Here is a 20,611-nt window from a genome sequence, read left to right as displayed (position 1 = left end):
CCTACGTCCTGATAGCGCAGGGTGGCGTTAGCCATACTTCTAGCCCTCACAGACAACTTTTTGGTGCAAACCCTACTTAAGCATTTTTAGGACGAAGAGAAAACTGATCTTAAAAGTTTGAAATATTCCCAGATAAATATTCATATTACACAGCCAAGATCAATAATTGGAACCAGGTGGGTGGCCCCAATTTGCCGATCTAGCGTTATCAGTGCCGCGTTCTTGATGAAGGCACTAGAGAACTTTTCGTCCCAGACGTATTGCATTTCATACCCGATTACCCAAAATCTGCTTGTGGTGGTCAAACAGATTGGTGAAGATGAGGAGCAGGCTGACAGAACTAATTACCCAACTTGGATTAGTTAGAATCCGCTAATACCTGTCATTGGTGTGTCCGAGAGTGGCAAGCTCTCAGTTAACATCTATCAATCTACTGCTCATTAGAGATTTGAACTACGTTCTAGCTGGCTCTATTGATAGATTCAGCGGGTAGGCAAATCAGATTATCTCCTTGGGTAAGGATTAAGCCACGTTGACGTAATTTACCCATTAAACGAGTGACAGTAACACGGGTTGAACCAATGGCGCTGCCAATTTGAGCATGGGTAAGGGGGAAGGGTAAGCAATAACCACGAATGACATCAGGATCGGTTTCGCTCATTGAAGGCTCTCCATATTCCTCAATCAGTAGGGTGAGGAATCCTAAGAGTCGGTCAATTGTACGACGTTGTCCTAAAGCGCTCAACCATAACAACTTGCGCTGGTGCTGATATCTAAAAGCATCCATAACTTCACGGCGGAAGTGAGGCCAGTTGTCTAGGTCATGCCAGTACATCCACAGCACTGCTGTTTGGTCAACGTGGGCGTAGGACTGGAGGGTGAATGGAGATTGAGCAACAATTTCAAAAGGTTGTCCTGCTCCCACAAAACCCAAGAAGGCTTCTTCGGGTGTTCTGTTAATGCGTCTAGATGTTAACTGACTAGCAGTAGCACTGACTTGGGCAGTTCCTACCATGCGGATAGCACCTCTTTGGACTAAATAGAGCAAACCAGGTCTAGCTGGAATGCGCTCGTCTTTACTGAAGGTGCGGCAGCGGTAGTGTTCTTGGGCCCAGTCAAGAATACGTTGCCAGGTTAAGAAAGGACGCGAAGCTTCGGAAAAGGAAGATGGAGATTGCATAGGTAACAAAGAGCTATTGGCTGAAAACAAAGACTTGATAAGAAAAGTGCAAGGAGTGTCTTTGTGTTAACGGGGTAGGCATAACGCCTAACAGCGCCAGCCCTCCAATGGGATAGAAAGCTAAATTGCTCTCTATTTTTTCTTATACTTCCTACTGTACAACAAGGGTAGTAAAGATTACCCATTTTTTATACATTATTTATCAAATTTCATCCTACTCTCATTTTTCCCGACATCAGTAAACTTCTATCTCAAGGTAGATGGAACAGGATAAAATGATGCACACCATAATTTTTTTACAAAAGGATACGTGTCGCATAGACTACTTTTTGGGCAAAATAAAGCAGTTAAACAGTTAATAGCTGGGTATTTAATGTCTTCTCTCAGTATTTTTACTAATAAGGAGGAAATTACAGGCATAAAAGGGATAAAAGTTCCTCTCTACCAAGGAGGATATAATCAAAAAATTTTATATATCTCTGGTGTGGCTATGAGAATATCAAAATCTCAGAATTTAACAGTTATGGACGGTGCTGGAGCTATCGCCACGCTTGCCGAAAGTATTGCCGGACATTTATCCCAAAACAGTGATAGTTTATTTAGGGTGAAAGTAGTTCCCCCCGGTGAGATTTATATAGAACTCATGGACTCTACTTTAGCTGCTTGGTTACAAAATTTAATAGTTGCCAAAAAAACTGGAGATTTGGTGAATAATTTTTTAGATGACCAATTACCAACTTCATTAAGTTCATTAAAGGTTTTTGCAATTCAATATGCTCATTCCCGCTGCTGTTCTTTGCTGCGCTTAGGACAGAATGAAGGATTGATTGAACTTGATAGGACAGATTTTAATGGTTTTACGGCTGTCAACTCTATACGGTTGCTAAATTGTGAGCAGAAACTTCTTCTTGATCACTTGGATGAGAGGTTTCTAATTTATCAATTAGTTAAGGTGGTAGATGATTTGGTTTGTGCTGATAGTAGTTCTATTGACTGGGAAAAGGCAGGTGGGAATTTAAGTCAAGCTTTTGAGCGGTTTTGGTGTAATTGTCGGATTTGGGGGGAAGTGAAAATTCATGATCCAGAATTAGCTCAAGCTCGCTTGGGATTGCTGATAGCAACTCAGTTGGTTTTAAGGTGTGTGTTAGAGGACAAGTTGGGAATTGTTGCACCTGTGGAACTTTAAGCGGTTATCGCCAGGATGCAATGCAATCGAGGGCGCAGGGCCTGCGCCCCTACAGGTTTTGCGATTTATTGATATTCACACCAACTTTACAAAATCTTTGAGAAATTATCTTGACAAAATAAATATCTCCGCATAAAATCGCAGGTGTGTGAGGAGCGAAATTAGGAAGGACACCGAGACGAAACACGGCCAGTCGTCGGTGTCTTTTCTTATGTGTAGAGTTTTAATTAAGTAAGAATTTTTCCATTGCTATGGCTGCACCATCTAATTCTACACTAGGTGCTACCCAGTGAGCGATCGCTTGCACTTCGGCTGGTGCGTCACCCATGGCGACACTAATGCCAGCATAACTGAGCATTTCTACATCATTGAAATTATCACCAATAGTCATGACATGATGACTTTCTAAACCTAGTATTTCTTCTGCTAGATAGCGGACAGCATTGCCTTTATTAACATGAGTATTAGCTGCTTCCAAGAAAGTAGCGACAGATGTTGTTATATATAATTCTGTGGGTTGATATCTGCGGCGTAAATTAGCCAAAAGTTGTTGAATTAAGTTTGCGTCATCACATAAGGCTAAAATTTTAGTGGGTGCATGATCTAATAGTTGACGTAAATCACCGACGGGAATGGCGTTTACACCACAGCGTTGTTGATAATTTTCCGTTTCTTTGGTAATTTCTCGGACATAAAGTTGGTCGTTGATGTAAAAATGCACGGAGAGGAGCGATCGCAAATCTGGCTGTTCAAAGTATTCTAGTAGTTGTAAGGCAATTTCTCTAGACACAGATAAATGACGGTGAATTTCCTGAGTATTTGGATCTTGAATCCAAGCGCCTTGATAAGCTACTAAAGGCAGTGTAGATCCAATTTCCTGATGAAACCGCAAAGCCGAACAATACATTCTTCCTGTTGCTATAGCAACTTTAATTCCCTTTGCTTGTACAGCAGCAATCACTTCCTTGACAATATGACTGAGAGTATTGGAATGTCCAGCAATTGTCCCGTCTATATCTAAAACCAACAGTTTAATATCACTCACTTCAGCAGGTGCTTTGTGCATAAATTCCCCAAAAATTGAAGTTCCAGTAAAAAATTAACAGTAGAGACTTACTTGCGTAAACTTGATTATAAGGGAAATGATGATAAGTCTACACTCATAATTCTATGTCTCCACAAATTAAAGCATTGATCAGATCACCACTACTGGGTATCTCACTAAGCAATCTAATTAAAGTTGGTTCTAAGTGACTTTTTCGATCTAGGAAAAAGGTATTTTCATCAGAGAATTCTCTAATTGCTTCAGGATTATGAGAAGTTACTAAAATTTGTCCACTATTTTTAAATGAACGTTGTAGAGATTTGGTGAAATGACCTACTTCTGATAGAGAAAGATAATTATCAGGTTCATCCCAAAAACAGAAAATTAGTCTATAGAATTTATTAGCAGCTAATACCACAGCACAAAGAAAAAAGCATTTTTCACCATCTGATAAATCTTGAAAATCAACATTCAAAGTCGCATTATTCTTTTTGTAGCATAATAAAATTATTCCTAGAACTGGAAACAGAAAAGCAACCCAAGCGTTGCTGTATTTTATCAACACCTGATTAATGGTAAGGAAGTTATCACAAAATTTAACAGTATAAGTAAAAATTATGTAAAGATGGTAATACTTTTAATATTCATAACTTATGATAATTCACCTTTAGATTTTCTTAAGAATTAATTGAGAATAATTTTTATTTAGCAACGAGCTTGCAATACTTTCAGCAATTTGGTAGGATTATCAAGAATTTCATAATTGGTTTTTTACTGTCAATTTTTTATAAGTCTGAGAAGGTTATCTTCAAAAGCCCTTATTTATGGTTATTTGAGAAATAAATTCTGAAAAATAATACAAAACTTTACTAATTAATAGCAAGTTCTGAGACGAATTTTTAGACAGGAATTATCTCAGAAATTATGTAGAACAAATATACTATTGACAAATAGGACGTTTCATGGATTAAAGGATGATTTTCGGTTGTATAAGTAGTGAGACAGAATTAATTACACAATGTCATTGCGTTAGCGCAGCGTGGCGTTAGCCATATGGAACGAAGTGAAATGAAGCAATCACAACCCTTGCGATTGCTTCCCTTCGCTCGCGATGACTGTAAATATTTTTGTCCAATTACTTAGAGACTTCCAAGAAATAAATTATCCTAAGAAACGAACCACAGAGGCACAGAGTACACAGAGAGAGAATTTCTGCATCAGTTTTGGGACATTTTTTTATTTGGAAGTCTCTTATTAGTTCGTCAAATTTATTTTGACGGGTAATGATCGGAAAAAACGGCGTTGCTGATTAAGGGTATAAATTTTAGTCTCACGCAAAGGCGCAATCACGCTTCGTGATCTCGAAGAGTAGACGCACTGAGGTAAGATTTTTAAAGGTTCAATTTGGAAATTTCATACCTCGATTCAGCAACGCCAAAAAACTTCTGTTCTTCCCTCCTCCCCCTGCTTGCCTTCACCCGTCATTTTCGGGTTGATAGACTACTATGTTGCATATTAAATCTGGAGAAAAAAAATTAGAATGTAATAAGTTTCTAATTTGGTTAAGCAGTTGACTTTTAATTCTTCCGTGATCAACAAACCCATATTCATCCTTGTAGATGGACATTCTCTAGCTTTTCGTTCCTACTTTGCTTTTGCTAAAGGTAGAGACGGAGGACTTCGCACAAAAGCTGGTATCCCCACCAGTGTTTGTTTCGGTTTTATTAAATGTTTGCTAGAGGTAATAGCCACACAACAGCCGCAAGCTATAGCTGTAGCTTTTGATTTGGCTTTACCTACTTTCCGTCATGAAGCTGATGATACTTACAAGGCTGGACGTGCGGAAACTCCAGAAGACTTTATTCCCGACTTAGAAAACCTCTATGAGTTATTACAAAGCTTGAATTTACCCATACTCACTGCACCTGGTTATGAAGCAGATGATGTACTAGGAACATTGGCACAAAAAGCCGCTACCTCTGGATATCGAGTTAAAATACTTTCCGGGGATAGGGATTTATTTCAACTAATTGATGCTGATAAAGAAATTACTGTTTTAAACTTCTCTCCCGAAGCATTAAAACGTTCTACAAATAGTATTGCTGAATTTAGAGCCGAAGAAGTAAAAGAGAAATTAGGAGTATTACCTACACAAATTGTTGATTTTAAAGCCTTATGTGGTGACAAATCAGATAATATTCCCGGAGTTAAAGGAATTGGGGAAAAAACAGCAGTTCAATTATTAAATACTTATAATTCTTTGGAAGAAATTTATGCAGCTATAGATGATATTAAAGGTGCAACTCAGAAAAAACTAATTACTGGTAAAGAAGACGCAGAAAAATCTCGTTATTTAGCTAAGATAGTTTGTGATGTTCCCTTAGAAGTTGATTTAGAAGATTGTCAATTAACGGGTTTTGATAATAACTTGCTGATTCCGATTTTAGAGAAATTAGAGTTTAAAAGATTTTTAGAGACAATTAATGAAATACAACAAAAATTTGGCGGAGAAGTTGTAGAAAATAAGGTAGCGGAAATCACAGCAGAAACAGATGATGATTTATGGTTTTTTAGTGCAGATGATACAGCACAAGAAATAAAACAAAATGCTTCACCAATTCAACCACGCATTATTAATACAGAAGCTAAATTAACAGAATTGGTAAAACTTTTAAGAAAATTCACAAATCCAGAAAACCCCGTTGCTTGGGATACAGAAACTACTGCTTTAGAACCACGAGATGCGGATTTGGTGGGAATTGGTTGCTGTTGGGGAACGGAATCAGATGAACTTGCTTATATTCCCATTGGTCATAAAATCGGCGATAATTTAAGTCGAGATTTAGTATTAGAAGCACTGCGTCCGATTTTGGAAAGTGCTGATTATCCCAAGGCTTTACAAAATGCTAAATTTGATCGGTTAATTCTGCGGTGTCAAGGCATTAATTTGGCTGGAGTGGTTTTTGATACGATGTTAGCCAGTTATTTGATTAATCCCGATAGTAGTCATAATTTAAGTGATTTATCTTTGCGATATTTGGGATTGAGTGCGAAAAGCTATGGAGATTTAGTTCCTAAAGGAAAGACTATCGCTGATATTAGTATTGCTGCGGTTGCTGATTATTGCGGAATGGATGTTTATTCTACATTTGCATTAGTCTCGAAATTACGGGAAAAGTTAGTAGAAACTCCAACTTTATATAAACTATTAAATGAAGTTGAACAACCATTAGAGGAAGTTTTAGCGGAAGTTGAATATACAGGAGTTCGGATTAATTCAGATTATCTGCAAGAACTTTCACAGCAATTAGAAATAGAATTAGCCAAGTTAGAAATAATAGCTACTGAAATTGCTGGAGAAAAATTTAACTTAGGTTCTCCTAAACAATTGAGTCATATTCTTTTCGATAAATTAGGCTTGAGTACCAAATATTCTCGCAAAATTCAAACTGGTTATTCTACAGACGCAGCAACTTTAGAAAAACTCCAAGGAGTTGATAATACTGGATTTGTGGAAGCCATTATTGAAAATCGGACTTTGTCAAAATTAAAATCTACCTATGTAGATGCTTTACCAGCTTTGGTACATCCCAAAAGTCAAAGATTACATACTGATTTTAACCAAACTGCAACTTCTACAGGTAGGTTATCTTCTTCTCATCCCAATTTACAAAATATCCCGATTCGCACTGCTTTTAGCCGCCAAATTAGAAAAGCTTTTTTACCGGAATCAGGTTGGTTTATGGTAGCTGCTGATTACTCACAAATTGAGTTAAGGATTTTGGCGCATTTGAGTCAAGAACCTGTGTTAATTCAAGCTTATCAGCAAAATGAAGATATTCATACTGTGACGGCAAAATTAGTCTTTGAGAAAGAAGATATTTCTTCAGATGAACGGCGTTTTGCGAAGACGATTAATTTCGGAGTAATTTATGGGATGGGAGCGCAAAAATTCGCTAGAGAAACGGGGATAAATCCGATAGATGCGAAGTTATTTATTGAGCGATTTAATGAAAGATATGCCAATGTTTTTGCATATTTGGAGAAGGTGAAAAAAGAAGCGATCGCCTATGGTTATGTGGAAACTCTTTTGGGTAGACGACGTTATTTTGAGTTTACTAGTAATAGTTTACGGCAGTTAAAAGGTAGTAAGTTAGAAGATATCAATTTACAGAAATTAAAGAATTTAGGTCAATATGATGCTGGGTTACTCCGTTCTGCTGCTAATGCACCAATTCAAGGTTCTAGTGCAGATATTATCAAAATAGCAATGGTGCAATTGCATGAAGTTCTGAAGAAATATCAAGCGCGGTTGTTGTTGCAAGTTCATGATGAATTAGTGTTTGAAGTTCCTCCCCAAGAATGGGAAGAATTGCAACCACAAATTAAGTCGGTGATGGAAAATGCTGTTTCTTTATCTGTGCCTTTAGTTGTTGATATTCATGCAGGGGATAATTGGATGGAAACTAAGTAAGTAGGTTAGAATTGCGGATCATAAGCATTACGAGGGGAAAAGGGTCTGAATCACGGATTAGACGGATTGCGCTGATTTCACAGATTTTAGTAACTTTTATCATAGCAAACAACCTAATCCGCCCAATCTTTTAATCTCTATAATCTCCCATAGCGTCTCCCACAAAGGAGGAATAAGGGAACACCAAAAAATAAATTACCCAAACTCTTTCCCCCTGCCTTCCCCCAACGACAATTTTTAACGCTCACCTACTTACACCGTAGCAAAGCATCCGAGGGTTGGGGGAATCTCGATTAATTCTGATACTTTTCAAACATCCTCTAATCTCTAAGTAGGTTAGCATACCTTAAACTTATATCGAACCTGGTTACATTTTTTGTAACGGCAAAAATTATGTGTTGGGTTTCCTTCCAACTATAATTATTTTATGATAGTTCTTCCTCATCTATTTTATGATAACAAATTTAAAATCAATTGTCAACCCCCGCATCTTCTTTTTTGCGCGACTCAATTAAGAGATTGAGTGATATTTTTGTAAATATCGAGAGGTTGAGATCCCCGACTTCATGAAATTGGGATTAAAAATTTAAAATATCTAAAGATGCTTCTATTTCTAATTCTATTATTCTAGCTTTTATATCTTGATATTCTGCTAATTTTCCTTCTTGCCAATATAAATCTGCGGCTTTATGAAAATCTGCTACTGCTCCTTGTTTGTCTGCAATTTCTAATAGGGCGTTTCCTCGGTTATAATAAGCATTGATATAGTGAGAGTTCATTTTCACTACTTGAGTATAATCGGTGATTGCTGCTGCATATTTTCCTAAATCGAAATGAGCATTACCCCGACAATAATAAGTATCAATATCATCAGGATTAATTTGAATGGCTTGGGTATAGTCAGCAATTGCTCCTTCACAATCTCCTAATTCAAACCGATCATATCCACGATTTTTATACCCAATAGCATCATCAAAATCAATATTAATTACTGGCTGTGATTTCTGTTGATCATCTAATAGGTAACGAGATATTTGTCTATCTTTCTGTGTGGTAATATAATCAGGATTCAGCTTAATTGCTTGATTATAATCTTCAATTGCTCCTTGAGTATCACCAATATGAGAGCGAACATCAGCACGATTTTTATAATTAATCGCAATATGGGGATTAATTATAATCGCTTGGGTATAAGCTTCTATAGCTATTTGATAATTCCCTATTTGATAATGTGTCAAACCTATTTGATGATATGCTTGCAGATGATTGATATTAATATTTATTGCCTGACTATAGTTAGTAATTGCTGTGTGATACTCACCTAATTGATAATTAACTAAGCCTAGTTTATAATAAATGTCAGCATCACTATTATTAAACAGTAAGGCTTGATTATAACTATTAATTGCTGCTGCATACTCGCCTTTTTGGAAATATTCATCACCAAGATCTAAATAAAAAATAGTTAAATCAACAGGTGTAGATTGGGGTTTAATTATTTGACTTTGAGATAAATTAGATGGATAAGAATTTGCTGAGATTGGAAATTGTTCTAAATAGGAAAATAGACCACCACCATACAATAATTGATTAATCCCAAAGGAAATTTTCCCAGTTTTCAATTTAATCATTTGCGTGGGTAGAAATCCAGCTAAAAAAAGATGATATGCAGATTGTGCTTCATTGACTTCTTCTTGAATCAAAATACAGACAATTACTGCATTTTTTTCCACTTCTTCGGCACTAACTGACCATCTCACTCTATCAATACTACCGTGCCGAGATTTGACTTCAACGCCAATGGCAGAATTAGCAGTGAGTGTAAAATCACTTTTACCATCACCACCAAAGCGTTTTTCATAATCTACTTCCGTAATGAAATTAGCTAATCTTTCCTTAACAACTTCCTCGCCTAATTTACCTTTAAGATTATTAATAAAAACATCACGGACTGGAGAAGTGCGTTTATATTTTTCCGCCATTAACCAGCAAAATTCCCGTAATGCTTTTAATCTCTCACCAGAAATAATAGTTAATTCACTATGTTGACCTTCTATTTGACAATGAAGTAGACAACCAGATGTTAACCTTTTCAGGAAGTCAGATTGTAGCGATCGCAAGAGAGTAATCCAATCCATGTACAATATTTCTGTGGTCTTTTTATGCAAGGGTTTAACACTGCCAAACCCTTACAAATCTATATAAATCCGGTTCAAACATATCTAGTAGTTCGTCAAATTTATTTTGACGGGTAATGATCGGAAAAAACTTCTGTTCTTCCCTCCCCTACCCCCCCAACCTCCCCTACCTCCCCAACCTCCCCTACCCCTGCTTGCCCTCACCCGTCATTTTCGGGTTGACAGACTACTAGGGTGTGTAAAGCATAGAACGACAGGGTAACGCACCAAATTTTTGATCATGGTGCTAAGGATTTTTTCTTTTTTCCTTGATTTGGCGTAGGGTTTGAATAAGTTTTTTACTAGATTCAGTAGAGACAGCGGGAGCATCACTGTTGGGTGTTGCTGACGTGATAGAACCAAGATTATTTACCGGTGGAGTCTCAGGGGGTAATTTTTGAGAGTTGGGAGTTACTGAAGGTTTGATTTGAGGTTCAGGTAATTTTTGAGAGTTGGGAGTTACTGAAGGTTTGATTTGAGGTTCAAATACCTTTTCTGTATTTGAAGTAGCGGGAGGTTGAATCTTAGAACTTACGCCTGTAGCATTGGGATTATTTTGGAACTTCAGTTGGAAAGGATAAGAACTAATTAACTGCTTATCAGCTTGAGGTGGATTGGCGATGAAAAATTCTCTAACCTTAGATTGTAGCTGCGGTGATTCTGCTCCTGCTTGGAACTTAATATCTAAGACCTTACCATCTGCATCTACAACTAATCTACCCACAACTGTTCCTTCCATCTCAGGTGTATCTGTAGAGATGGTTTCACGAATTACCCCTTTCTCTTTTACATTGGGGTATTCTTGACGAATATTTTGTCTAAGAGTATTGTAAGAATTCAGTTTAGCCAGTAATTGTTCCGTTCGTTTACCTTTTGATGCAGATTCATTTGTGATGATTGCTGGTGATTTTCCCTGAGAATTATCTGTTAAAGCTAATTTTTCCCCATATTGAGGGACTTTAATGGCATTATTTCCTGATTCCACTGTTTGTGGTGCTGAAATACCCGCTGCTGTTGTACTGCCAATATCAATGGCTTCAGCAGATGGATTATTTAGTGGTTCTCCTGGTATTTCATTACTTTGTCGCAGTTCTGGCAACTTATTAATACCTAGAGGTGCAGTTTCTCGTATTTGCTGATCTAAATTATTGACAAAAGGAGAGGTCGAAGCGGTTGGGGGAGTATATGTACTTCTGGCTGGCAATCTAGACATTGCTATTTGTAAATCATTGCGAGTCAATCTTTCAATAGATTGCCTACTGGGTAGATAAGACAGGTTCAAGTTGGTTGGCGAACTCGGAATAGCTGGTAATACCGACTGACTAGATAATTCCGGTTGTAAAGGGGGATAGCTAGTTAATGGACTACTCAAATTAATACCTGGTAGTTGTTGCTGTAGGGGTAATTGGGGTTGCTGTAAAGCTACCTGGGATGTACTAGGAGGTTGTGGTAATCGGCTTTGATCAGCCGCGCTCAATTCTATTAATCCGACTGCTTTGGGTGAGTCAGTTTTAGAAGAGTGATTAGAGTTAACTGGCATTAATGGCACAATCAAGGCAATAGCACCGTGGATACCAAGGGAGGCTATGGCAGCTATTCCCGTTGGTTGTCCGAATATTTCTGGTATGTTTTTTAGGAGAGATACGTAAGACATACTGTTATGGTTGATTCTGATCAGTGAAAGTTGAATAGAAATTTTATCAACAAAGAATTCAGGGGTTATCCCAATCGTGAAGTTAATATCCCACAGTATCATCTACTGAGAGACGGGGGAATAATGATACTCAAGGTAAAATTGATTAACTCCTGAAATCGGTGTCTTCTGAACTATTTTTTATTTTTTAGACTATTTTGCCATTGCCAAGACGCATCTTATTCCCATATATAATAACTTCTCCAGGGGATAAGTTCAACAGGGGAATTAATAATAAGTAGGTTGGCGTTGAAAATTGTCGTTATGGCAAGGCAAAAGGCAAGAGGCAAGAGGCAAGAGTGAAGAGGCAAGAGTGAAGAGGGTTTGGGCGATTTTACGTTTCTTTACACAGTTTGGTTTTATTGTGTTCACCTACTTATCTTCAGTTTTTATGTTTGGGAACTGGGAACAGGGAAATTAATTGGTAATATCAAGTCTGGAAAATTGAGTCTTCCCTGTTCCCTGACTCTAGGAATGAATTTAATTTTATCCAACTACTTATAGAATAATAAGTCAAGCAATTTGATACGTAGGAGTATTAAAATGGGACTGAGTGAAGAAATAATGAATTCTAGTCATAAGGACTTAATTGTCCAAGACTGCTGCACCATGATAGACGTACAACTAGCATCTAAGTCAGGCATGAGTGGCATAGCCCTAAAAGCCGCCTTTGCTGCACTGAAGGGAATTCAACCGGGTTATATCCCCAATGTTATTGAGTCCCTCCTCCCAGTTTGCTTAACTGCAATTGATCCCATCTGGAGTGAAGGAGTGCAACATGGTGAACCAGTAAAATATCTCACAGCAAATAGTGGTCGCACTGCAAATGCGCTATTGAGCGTAACCGATGCCAGGGTTAAAAATACGAAACGCCAACTTGTGCGAGGAACTTACGAAAAATTCCGTAATTCCGCAGAAAAGCACGTACAAGAAGCAGTACCAGATTTAGCTCAAGTGATTGGTAAGTATGCGAATAATTAGGATTTGCACCAAAAATAGAAGTTAGTCTTTCGGTCTTTAGATGCGCTTCCACGTAGGCTACGGGAGCGCATATCCCTAAAAGCCAACTTGCAGATATCCTGCTTCGTGATATAATTTATTATTGATGATATTGAGTTAAAAAGTCCCTAATTCAGCCGAAAATATGACACTTACCTATAGAACAGAGGGATGTCTCCGTATTGGTCAACAAGCTCCCGACTTTACAGCAACAAGCGTAGTAGATCAAGAGTTTAAGTCAATTAAATTGTCTGATTATCGTGGTAGATATGTTCTTCTGTTGTTCTATCCCTTAGATTTTACCTTTGTTTGTCCAACTGAAGTAACAGCATTTAGCGATCGCTACCCAGAATTTAGCCAACTAAATACAGAGATATTGGGTATTTCCGTTGATAGTGAATTTTCCCACCTCGCTTGGATTCAAACAGATCGTAAATCTGGTGGAGTCGGTGATATAAATTATCCCCTAGTTTCCGACATCAAAAAAGAAATTAGTGCCGCTTACAACGTTCTTGACCCAAACGCTGGTATTGCTTTGCGGGGTTTATTCATCGTAGACAAAGATGGTATTCTGCAACACTCCACTATTAATAACTTAGCCTTTGGTCGCAACGTAGATGAAGCCCTGCGAACATTACAAGCAATTCAGCACGTTCAGTCCCATATTGATGAAGTTTGTCCTGTTAACTGGCAACCTGGAGACAAAACCATGAATCCTGATCCGGTGAAGTCTAAAATTTACTTTGCTGATATTTAGAGAATAGGAAATTTGGTAATTAAACTTCTAATTTTGAATTTTTTATGCTGACTTCAACTGATTTTACTGGCTTATTTAATGAGCGATTTTTCCATAATTTTCTACCCATACCAGCGCTAGATAATTTTAGATTGGGTGTAGGCACACCAGATTTTAAACTATCAGATATCACTAATAATGCTGTAGTTAAGCTATCTGATTTTCGCGGTAAACAACCTGTAATAATTGCCTTTACCAGAATATTTACCGAAAAGCAATATTGTCCATTTTGTTATCCCCATATTCAAGCTTTAAATGAGAACTATGAACAGTTTAAAAATCGGGGAATTGAAATTTTATTAATTACCAGCACCGACAAAAAGCAAAGTCAAATAATAGTTCAAGACTTGGGCCTAAAAATGCCATTATTAAGTGATTCCAGTTGCCATACATTTCGTACTTATAAAACTGGACAAGCATTGGGAGCGCCCTTACCAGCACAATTTGTATTAGATAAAGATGGCAAACTGCTCTACAGACATTTATTTTCCTTTTTAGATCATAATGCCAGTATAGAGACACTTTTGGAAAAATATAATTGAATAGGACGCAGTTTAATTAAAAGCTCCTAACCTACCTGTACCCCGATTGTATTGATAACTTTCCCGAATTAAACTAGGATGAGGACTAACACAATATCGTTTACCATCAATCATAATTGTGACTAACTTTTCCCCAGAGGTACAGGAAACATTAGTTAATTCCCAGCTTTTAATTAACTCTACATTGGCATCAGTGGCAATCTGGGAAGTTGGTTTTGGATTTTCCTGTACTTTAGTCAAAGATTCTAACCTACCTGTACCCCGATTGTATTGATAACTTTTCTGAATTAAACTAGGATGAGGACTAACACAATATTGTTTACCATCAATCATAATTGTGACTAACTTTTCCCCAGAATCACAGGAAACATTAGTTAATTCCCAGCTTTTAATTAACTCTACATTAGCATCAATGGAAGAGTTAGAAGTTGGTTTTGGCTTTGCTTCTGCTTGAGAATTAGAAGTTGGTTTAGGATTTCCCTCTGCTTCAGGCGCAGATTTTTTAACATAACGCCTATTAAATATTTCTGCGGATTTTTGATAATCTGCAAGTGCATTTTGATAATTACCAGTTACAGTGTAGGCTATGGCGCGGTTAATGTAAGCATTAAAATCATCAGGATCAATAAGAATAGCTAGAGTTGACACTTTTATAGCTGCTGGATAGTCTTTCAAGTTGTTAAACACATCTGCTTGAATTGTGTACCCATAACTATTGTGAGGATCAAGACGAATAGCTTGTTTGGAAGATTCCAGCGCCGCTTGATACTTTCCTAATTTAATATAAGCCATACCCTGATGGGCATAGGCAGCAGCATAGTTAGGGTTGAGACGAATTGCTCGGTTAAAATCCTCAAGGGCTGCTTGATCATTTTGTAATAAAATCTGACTCCAGCCCCGGTTGAGGTAGCCATCTAAGTAGTTAGGATCAAGAATAATAACTTGGTTAAAATCTGTAAGAGCTTCTTGATGTTTGCTGACCCATGTGTATGAGTATCCCCTTTTAAAGAATGCTTCTATGTATTTAGGATCAAGCTTAATTGCTTGAGTAAAATCTGCCGCTGCGTCCTGATAATTATATTGATCTAGTTTAGTAATACCCCTGGCATAAAAGTCTCTTGCTGACTGAGGATTGTTTAAACGGGTAGCAGGACTTTCACTAGTAGAACTATTATCCTTCTTGATGGGGGTGTTTTTAATAATTGGCTCACTTGTAGCTAAAAAAGTATTAATAGGAATCCCCGCATTAAATCCTGTTTTCTGTGTTACCACTGCTCCCGTTTCTGTTTTATTCTTACCTGAAGTATCAGCTAACCCGTGAATGGCCACAACTCTACCAGCAATATCAAACACAGGACCGCCACTATTACCAGTTATGGTTCTAGCATCGTAAATCAAACCATAGCCATTAATGGCATTACTGGCACGAGAAACAACTATTCCCGTAGTGAAAGCAAAGTCTCTGGCAGATCCAACTTTATCAAATACGGCTGGAAACCCACCAACAAAGACATCTGCACCCTCTACCATTTGATCAGAGTTTCCTAAAGTCGCAATAGGATAATCTTCTGTAGCCACAAAAGTAGCTATAGCTAAATCTGCGTCATTTCTAGTTTGCTGTAATACTTTAATATCTTTGACAGGATAATCTTTACCCGCATTTGTGCGTATAGAATAAGTAGTATCTGTAGCGCAAGTAATTTTTCCTGCCCGGCCTAAATCATCACACACCACATGATTAGCTGTGAGTACAGTGTAAGTATTACCTTGTTTAGAAATAATGACTCCTGAACCGCCGGGAGTAAGATCACCCCCTGCATTAATTTGGACTGAGGTGCTTTTAGCAATTTGAGCAATCTTTTGGGTACTAACAGTATCAGCAGCAGATGTTGGTAGAGAAATTACAATAGTTGCGATTACTGTCGTAGTCAAGATGGTATAATTTACCCTGGTAAAATATAAATTCATATTCTGATTCTGAGTCTTCTTGTAAATTCTAGTAACTATGTTTTATCTTCCTTGACAATTTCTTGTTCTTCGAGAAAAGCAAGAACATTGTCAATAGGAATAGCCCAACTGAGAGATTCCATTTGCAAATAATCTTCTTCTTTTGGTATAGTCCCATCGGTAAAAGTAAAAGCCTCAATACCTTGAAAAGGATACTTTAACAGCCCATTAATACCAATTAGTTCACCTTGCTGATTTAAGGCAGGTCCCCCACTCATCCCTTGAAAGATATCATTAGTGTTGCCTAATTGATAACCTCCAGGGAGAGTTTTAGTAATCTGCATTTTAATAGTTCCAGGTTTGACTTGAAAGGCTTTAACTCCCCAATTTCGGGTTTCTTCCATTTTAGTGATCTTCTTGCCTTTGAAGACAAAATGCCAAGCTGGAAAACCAGAGGCGTATACTGTTTCTCCCTCAGAAATAGCTTTTGACTTTGGCAATTTTACTACTTGATAATCCTGTGTACTAGTAAATTTTACCAGGGCTAAGTCCAATTTTTTCGTATTCATGCCATTGACTTGTTGCCCCTGGTAAATCTTACCATCAGCAGTCAAAATGCCATAACCATCTTCAGGACTATCAGCAACTACATGATTATTTGTCAATACTGTATAAGTTTGCCCTTCACGTTTAATGACCACCCCTGAGCCAGAACCAGATTGAGTTAAAATCCTCACAGTTACCTGATTGGCAATTTTGGCTGCGGTAACATCAGGCTCGGATGTAGCACCTAAAACTACTGGGGTGGAATGGGCATACAACTGAATCACACAAACCGTCGTAATAAATATTAAAAACAACCTGCGAGCTATGGGAGAAAACATGATTAATATTCAAATAATGTGGATTAAATCATGCTTACCAATTGTATATTATTAATTAGGGAAAATATCAGAATTTCATCTGTTCCCTAATTACAGGAATACCCCTTTTTCCCCGCACCTCTCCCTAACCCAGGGGAGGTGGGGGGGGTGGGGGAGGTGGGGGAGGTAGGGGAGGTGGGGGAGGTAGGGGAGGGAAGAACAGAAGTTTTTTCCGATCATCATTACCATCATTACCCGTCAAAATAAATTTGACGAACTACTAGTACAGGTTGGCGTAAATAATATGACTATTAAAAGCTCCGAAAGTTTGATTGATTACAAGGCTTGAAAATGGTTCATTCACTTACACCGCAGTGTAAGTAGTGAGACAAAATTAATTACACAATGTCATTGCATTAGCGCAGCGTGGCGTTAGCCATATGGAACGAAGTGAAATGAAGCAATTCCAAGGGTTGTGATTGCTTCCCTTCCCTCGCAATGACTGTAAATATTTTTGTCCAATTACTTACTAGCAACTTGAGTTAATAATTACAAACCACGGGAGTTATCTTGAACGGCAGGTGTCTTTGCCGGTTGCCGACCAGAGAGATTACGGTTTCTTGTTAACACATCTTTCAATTTGATCTGTACACGACCTTGTGTTTCACGGACGGAACCTGCGCTAGAACCTTCACGACTGATTTGCATGATTTGGGCAAGAACTTGGTCTGCCTTCTTGGCATTTTCTGGTTTCAGTGTAAACAGAGTATTGCGTCCATTGCAACCAGTGTCATTTGCTGAAACTACGCAAATGACAGTTTTATTGTTAACTCGACCGGTCATCAACACAACATCCTTGAGGCTACCACCACTTTCAGCTACAGCTTGATTTAATTTTGGTGTCACGATTTGGCAACGACCTTGGGGAGTAAATTTCTCACCAAAATACTTTGAAGCTGCTGAAGTCCAGATAATGACAGGGATTGGCTGACCACCGGGTCGCTGACCAACCGTAGCCACGCTACCATCACCCTGGGGGACGCAGGTAAATTTAGTCCCAGTGTTGGCTACCTCCGATGGTTCTACATCTGGCATCGCACTACTGTTACTATTATCAATTGTATTATCCACTGGTGGTAAGGCTTGAACCGTATCTCCCAAACCAACAATGCTAGATATGGCTAAAGTGGCAACTACAATCGCTGTTTTTAATTGATATTTCATAAGACTCCCTAAATGTTAAAAAGAAGAAGAAATGAGACTTTTCCAGTTCCTGACTGATGTAAATGTCTAGTTTTCTCTAGACTTTATTAGCAGGATGTTGATAATTACAAACCACCGGGGTTATTTTGAGCAGGAGGGTTTCTTCTGGTTTGCCGGAGTGGGTGATTGGCATTCATGGTTAGCAAATCCTTCAATCTCACCTGGACACGACCTTTTGTTTCCCGAATTACGCCGGCACTGGAACCCTCACGACTGATTTGCACGATTTGGGCAAGAATTTGGTCTGCCTTCTTGGCATTTTTCGGGTTGAAGGTAAACAGAGTATTATTGCCATCACAACCAGTGTCATTAATAGAAACTACGCAAATGACGGTTTTACTTCCGACTTGACCGTTCATCAACACAACATCTTTGAGGCTACCACCACTTTCAGCTACAGCCTGATTAAATCTTTCTGTCACGATTTGGCAACGGCTTTGAGGACTAACTTTCTTGCCAAAATACTTGGAACTATCTGAAGTCCAGATAATGACAGGGATTGGTTCTCCACCAGCTCGCTGACCAACGGTGGCTACGTTACCATTTCCGTCAGGTACACAGGTGAATTGAGTTCCTGTATAGGATTCCTCCGACGGATCTACATCTGAATTAACACTATTATCTACTTTTGGGAAAGCTTGAACTGTAGACCCCAAGGCAAAAATGCTGGAGAGGGCTAAAGTTGCCGCTATCATCGCTGTTTTCAATTGATGTTTCATAAGACTTCTTAAATGTTAAAAATGGGAGGAGATAAGCTGTTCTGGATCTGATTTACGCACGAACCACAGAGGCACAGAGGTCACGGAGAAATTAGGGTTTGAGAGATATTTTGTTTGTGTATACTGAAAACGGTTCATGGTTTAACCAATATTAAACCCCTCTGGTAAACCTCTCCCTAACCCGCTTACCGGATGTCTCTATAAACCCCCTTTTCTCCGAGACGAAGTAGATGTAGGGGAATCTGCTAAAGCTTTGAGGTTACCAGTAGCCTGATTATATTGGTAACGTTTAGCTGTTAAGTCAGGATGGGGCGTAATGCAGTATCGTCTGCTACTCATGATGATGGTGACGACTTCGCTACCAGGGTTACAGGCTATAGGTGTTAGTTCCCATTTTTTTAGCAGTGCTATGTTAGGATCATCGGCTGATAAATCAGCGTTTTGCGAAGGATCTGGTGTTTCTGTCGTTGTGACATCAAACATGGTGTTGTTTTTCGTAGCATTGTTGAAGTTATAACGACCATTATTAGCAATGACATTGCCACCTGGGTTATTACTAGTCCCCAAATCAGGTAAAGCATCATGAATGAGAACAACACCATCCCGAGTGTTGTTCTGAATTGTATTTTTACGCACTGAAGGTTTAGCGGATTCGGAAATCACTATACCATCTTTGTTTTGAACGATTTGATTTTCTGTTAGCAAGGGCGCGGAAGTATTACCAATGGCTAAACCAAAGCCGTTATTCTGAAATAAATTATTACGAACTTCTCCCTGGCTTGATTTGGTTAGGGAAATACCGTTGGCGCTGTTTTGTACAAATCTGTTATTTTCAATTTTAGGATTTCCTGTACCTGTAACAAAAACTCCGTCTCTAGCATTGTTAGTAAAGGTACTGTTTTTGATCGTTGGGTTAGTTGATTCTACCCATACACCTGTACCCCTTTGATTGGTGTTGGTGACGGTTACACCTTCGATTGTGGTATCTTGATTTGTCAGGATAGTAATATTCTGTTTAGCGAAGGTGCGACTGATATAATCACCACCACCGGAAATAACTACTCTCTCACCCCTGCTGGATTCATCACCCCGTAATGTTACGCCTGGTTTGAGTAATATGGGGAATGATTCGTTGCTATAATTACCAGGAGCTAATTGAATAACTGTACCCGCTTTGGCTTGACTGAGGGCAGAAGTAATGGTTTTATAGGGGTTTGCTGATGTTCCAGCTTCAGCAGCATTTAAACCATTAACAGGGTCAACATAAATTACTTGGGCAACGGGAGGCAATTCGGCTTGTACTGGGAATGTGACAATTAGGGAACTGGATACGGCTAATGTCGTCACGAACCAAGAGGTTTTTGATCTAAACCGACTGCTCATAAATAACTCCTTGATTTGATGAGTATATCTTTATTTATTAAAAATTAAACCATAAATACTAGGATAATCTCAAAGTTATACATATACATTACTTATATACACCTGATCCGGATTAGTTGCTAAAATCCCCGTCATTCCGTTGATAATCCCAAAATCCCCGGTTTGAGCAACTCAGGAAATGCTTATGAAACAAAAAAAAATCTAGCAGGTTGGTTGTAGGTCAATACTTGTCGGTTAAGCTCAAACAATGAAATTGTGTAGGTTGGGTTGAGCGATAGCCATTGGTGTCAACTTAACGTAAAACCTCTATCCCGCAAAGAACTCAAGTCATCTCATTCCCAGTC

General features: G+C 38.4%; 14 protein-coding genes and 1 pseudogene. 5 read left to right on the top strand and 10 right to left on the bottom strand.

All coding sequences use genetic code 11. The annotated features are described in order from the left end of the window. Positions 1–460: 460 nt before the first annotated feature. Positions 461–1,180, bottom strand: a complete 720-nt coding sequence (locus HEQ36_RS16305; protein WP_027401051.1) for a Crp/Fnr family transcriptional regulator — start codon at positions 1,178–1,180, stop codon at positions 461–463. 373 nt (positions 1,181–1,553) lie between these two features. Here HEQ36_RS16305 and HEQ36_RS16300 point away from each other — a divergent pair, with 373 nt between their 5' ends. Then, positions 1,554–2,366: a DALR anticodon-binding domain-containing protein gene (locus tag HEQ36_RS16300; RefSeq protein ID WP_168636728.1), complete on the top strand. Its 813-nt coding sequence runs from the start codon at positions 1,554–1,556 to the stop codon at positions 2,364–2,366. 223 nt (positions 2,367–2,589) lie between these two features. Here HEQ36_RS16300 and HEQ36_RS16295 read toward each other — a convergent pair whose 3' ends face one another. Beyond that, entirely contained in the window at positions 2,590–3,432 is an 843-nt protein-coding gene (locus HEQ36_RS16295; RefSeq protein ID WP_168636729.1) for a Cof-type HAD-IIB family hydrolase, read from the bottom strand. A gap of 94 nt (positions 3,433–3,526) precedes the next feature. Next, complete coding sequence (locus HEQ36_RS16290; protein ID WP_290708068.1) at positions 3,527–3,976, bottom strand: AAA family ATPase; 450 nt, start codon at positions 3,974–3,976, stop codon at positions 3,527–3,529. 1,005 nt (positions 3,977–4,981) lie between these two features. Between HEQ36_RS16290 and polA the strand changes: the two genes are divergently transcribed. Continuing rightward, the gene (polA, locus tag HEQ36_RS16285) at positions 4,982–7,885 is read left to right on the top strand and encodes a DNA polymerase I (protein WP_205748599.1); all 2,904 of its coding nucleotides are present in this window, start codon (positions 4,982–4,984) and stop codon (positions 7,883–7,885) included. Between the two features lie 578 nt (positions 7,886–8,463). On the opposite strand, the gene HEQ36_RS16280 is transcribed toward polA, so the two are convergent. Together HEQ36_RS16280 and HEQ36_RS16275 are read right to left on the bottom strand one after the other, a co-directional pair. Beyond that, positions 8,464–10,023, bottom strand: coding sequence for a tetratricopeptide repeat protein (locus tag HEQ36_RS16280; RefSeq protein ID WP_168636731.1), 1,560 nt, complete (start codon positions 10,021–10,023; stop codon positions 8,464–8,466). Positions 10,024–10,309: 286 nt separating this feature from the next. Continuing rightward, entirely contained in the window at positions 10,310–11,716 is a 1,407-nt protein-coding gene (locus HEQ36_RS16275; protein WP_168636732.1) for a hypothetical protein, read from the bottom strand. Positions 11,717–12,298: 582 nt separating this feature from the next. On the opposite strand from HEQ36_RS16275, the gene HEQ36_RS16270 reads away from it, so the two are divergent. From HEQ36_RS16270 to HEQ36_RS16260, 3 genes are all read left to right on the top strand, one after another. Further along, a complete protein-coding gene (locus tag HEQ36_RS16270; protein ID WP_053539501.1) occupies positions 12,299–12,736 on the top strand; it encodes a hypothetical protein in 438 nt (145 codons plus the stop codon). A gap of 163 nt (positions 12,737–12,899) precedes the next feature. Then, positions 12,900–13,511 carry a peroxiredoxin gene (locus HEQ36_RS16265; protein ID WP_168636733.1) on the top strand — a complete coding sequence of 204 codons (612 nt, stop codon included), beginning with the start codon at positions 12,900–12,902 and terminating at the stop codon, positions 13,509–13,511. Positions 13,512–13,555: 44 nt separating this feature from the next. After that, positions 13,556–14,092: a peroxiredoxin gene (locus tag HEQ36_RS16260; RefSeq protein ID WP_053539503.1), complete on the top strand. Its 537-nt coding sequence runs from the start codon at positions 13,556–13,558 to the stop codon at positions 14,090–14,092. A 12-nt stretch (positions 14,093–14,104) separates the two neighbouring features. Here the strand turns inward: HEQ36_RS16260 and HEQ36_RS16255 are convergent, their stop codons facing one another. The 5 genes and pseudogenes from HEQ36_RS16255 to HEQ36_RS16235 all read right to left on the bottom strand — a co-directional run. After that, positions 14,105–16,024 carry a tetratricopeptide repeat-containing serine protease family protein gene (locus HEQ36_RS16255; RefSeq protein ID WP_233455553.1) on the bottom strand — a complete coding sequence of 640 codons (1,920 nt, stop codon included), beginning with the start codon at positions 16,022–16,024 and terminating at the stop codon, positions 14,105–14,107. Positions 16,025–16,095: 71 nt separating this feature from the next. Continuing rightward, complete coding sequence (locus HEQ36_RS16250) at positions 16,096–16,923, bottom strand: serine protease (RefSeq protein WP_053539504.1); 828 nt, start codon at positions 16,921–16,923, stop codon at positions 16,096–16,098. A 528-nt stretch (positions 16,924–17,451) separates the two neighbouring features. Beyond that, entirely contained in the window at positions 17,452–18,126 is a 675-nt protein-coding gene (locus tag HEQ36_RS16245) for a COP23 domain-containing protein (protein WP_053539505.1), read from the bottom strand. A gap of 104 nt (positions 18,127–18,230) precedes the next feature. Continuing rightward, positions 18,231–18,884 (bottom strand): COP23 domain-containing protein, encoded by a 654-nt coding sequence (locus HEQ36_RS16240; RefSeq protein ID WP_053539506.1) that lies wholly within the window; start codon positions 18,882–18,884, stop codon positions 18,231–18,233. A gap of 480 nt (positions 18,885–19,364) precedes the next feature. Next, a pseudogene (locus tag HEQ36_RS16235) lies at positions 19,365–20,186 on the bottom strand (DUF1565 domain-containing protein); the annotation flags it as partial. Positions 20,187–20,611 lie beyond the last annotated feature (425 nt).

Origin of the sequence: Anabaena sp. 54, assembly GCF_017355725.1 — a bacterium.
GTDB classification, from domain to species: Bacteria; Cyanobacteriota; Cyanobacteriia; order Cyanobacteriales; family Nostocaceae; genus Dolichospermum; species Dolichospermum heterosporum.
This window is presented reverse-complemented; position numbering and strand designations above follow the sequence as displayed.

Coding starts and splice junctions, on each gene's coding strand:
- HEQ36_RS16305 (WP_027401051.1), bottom strand. CDS start 1,180: ATGCAATCTCCATCTTCCTTTTCCGAAGCTTCGCGTCCTTTCTTAACC.
- HEQ36_RS16300 (WP_168636728.1), top strand. CDS start 1,554: ATGTCTTCTCTCAGTATTTTTACTAATAAGGAGGAAATTACAGGCATA.
- HEQ36_RS16295 (WP_168636729.1), bottom strand. CDS start 3,432: ATGCACAAAGCACCTGCTGAAGTGAGTGATATTAAACTGTTGGTTTTA.
- HEQ36_RS16280 (WP_168636731.1), bottom strand. CDS start 10,023: ATGGATTGGATTACTCTCTTGCGATCGCTACAATCTGACTTCCTGAAA.
- HEQ36_RS16275 (WP_168636732.1), bottom strand. CDS start 11,716: ATGTCTTACGTATCTCTCCTAAAAAACATACCAGAAATATTCGGACAA.
- HEQ36_RS16270 (WP_053539501.1), top strand. CDS start 12,299: ATGGGACTGAGTGAAGAAATAATGAATTCTAGTCATAAGGACTTAATT.
- HEQ36_RS16265 (WP_168636733.1), top strand. CDS start 12,900: ATGACACTTACCTATAGAACAGAGGGATGTCTCCGTATTGGTCAACAA.
- HEQ36_RS16260 (WP_053539503.1), top strand. CDS start 13,556: ATGCTGACTTCAACTGATTTTACTGGCTTATTTAATGAGCGATTTTTC.
- HEQ36_RS16250 (WP_053539504.1), bottom strand. CDS start 16,923: ATGTTTTCTCCCATAGCTCGCAGGTTGTTTTTAATATTTATTACGACG.
- HEQ36_RS16245 (WP_053539505.1), bottom strand. CDS start 18,126: ATGAAATATCAATTAAAAACAGCGATTGTAGTTGCCACTTTAGCCATA.
- HEQ36_RS16240 (WP_053539506.1), bottom strand. CDS start 18,884: ATGAAACATCAATTGAAAACAGCGATGATAGCGGCAACTTTAGCCCTC.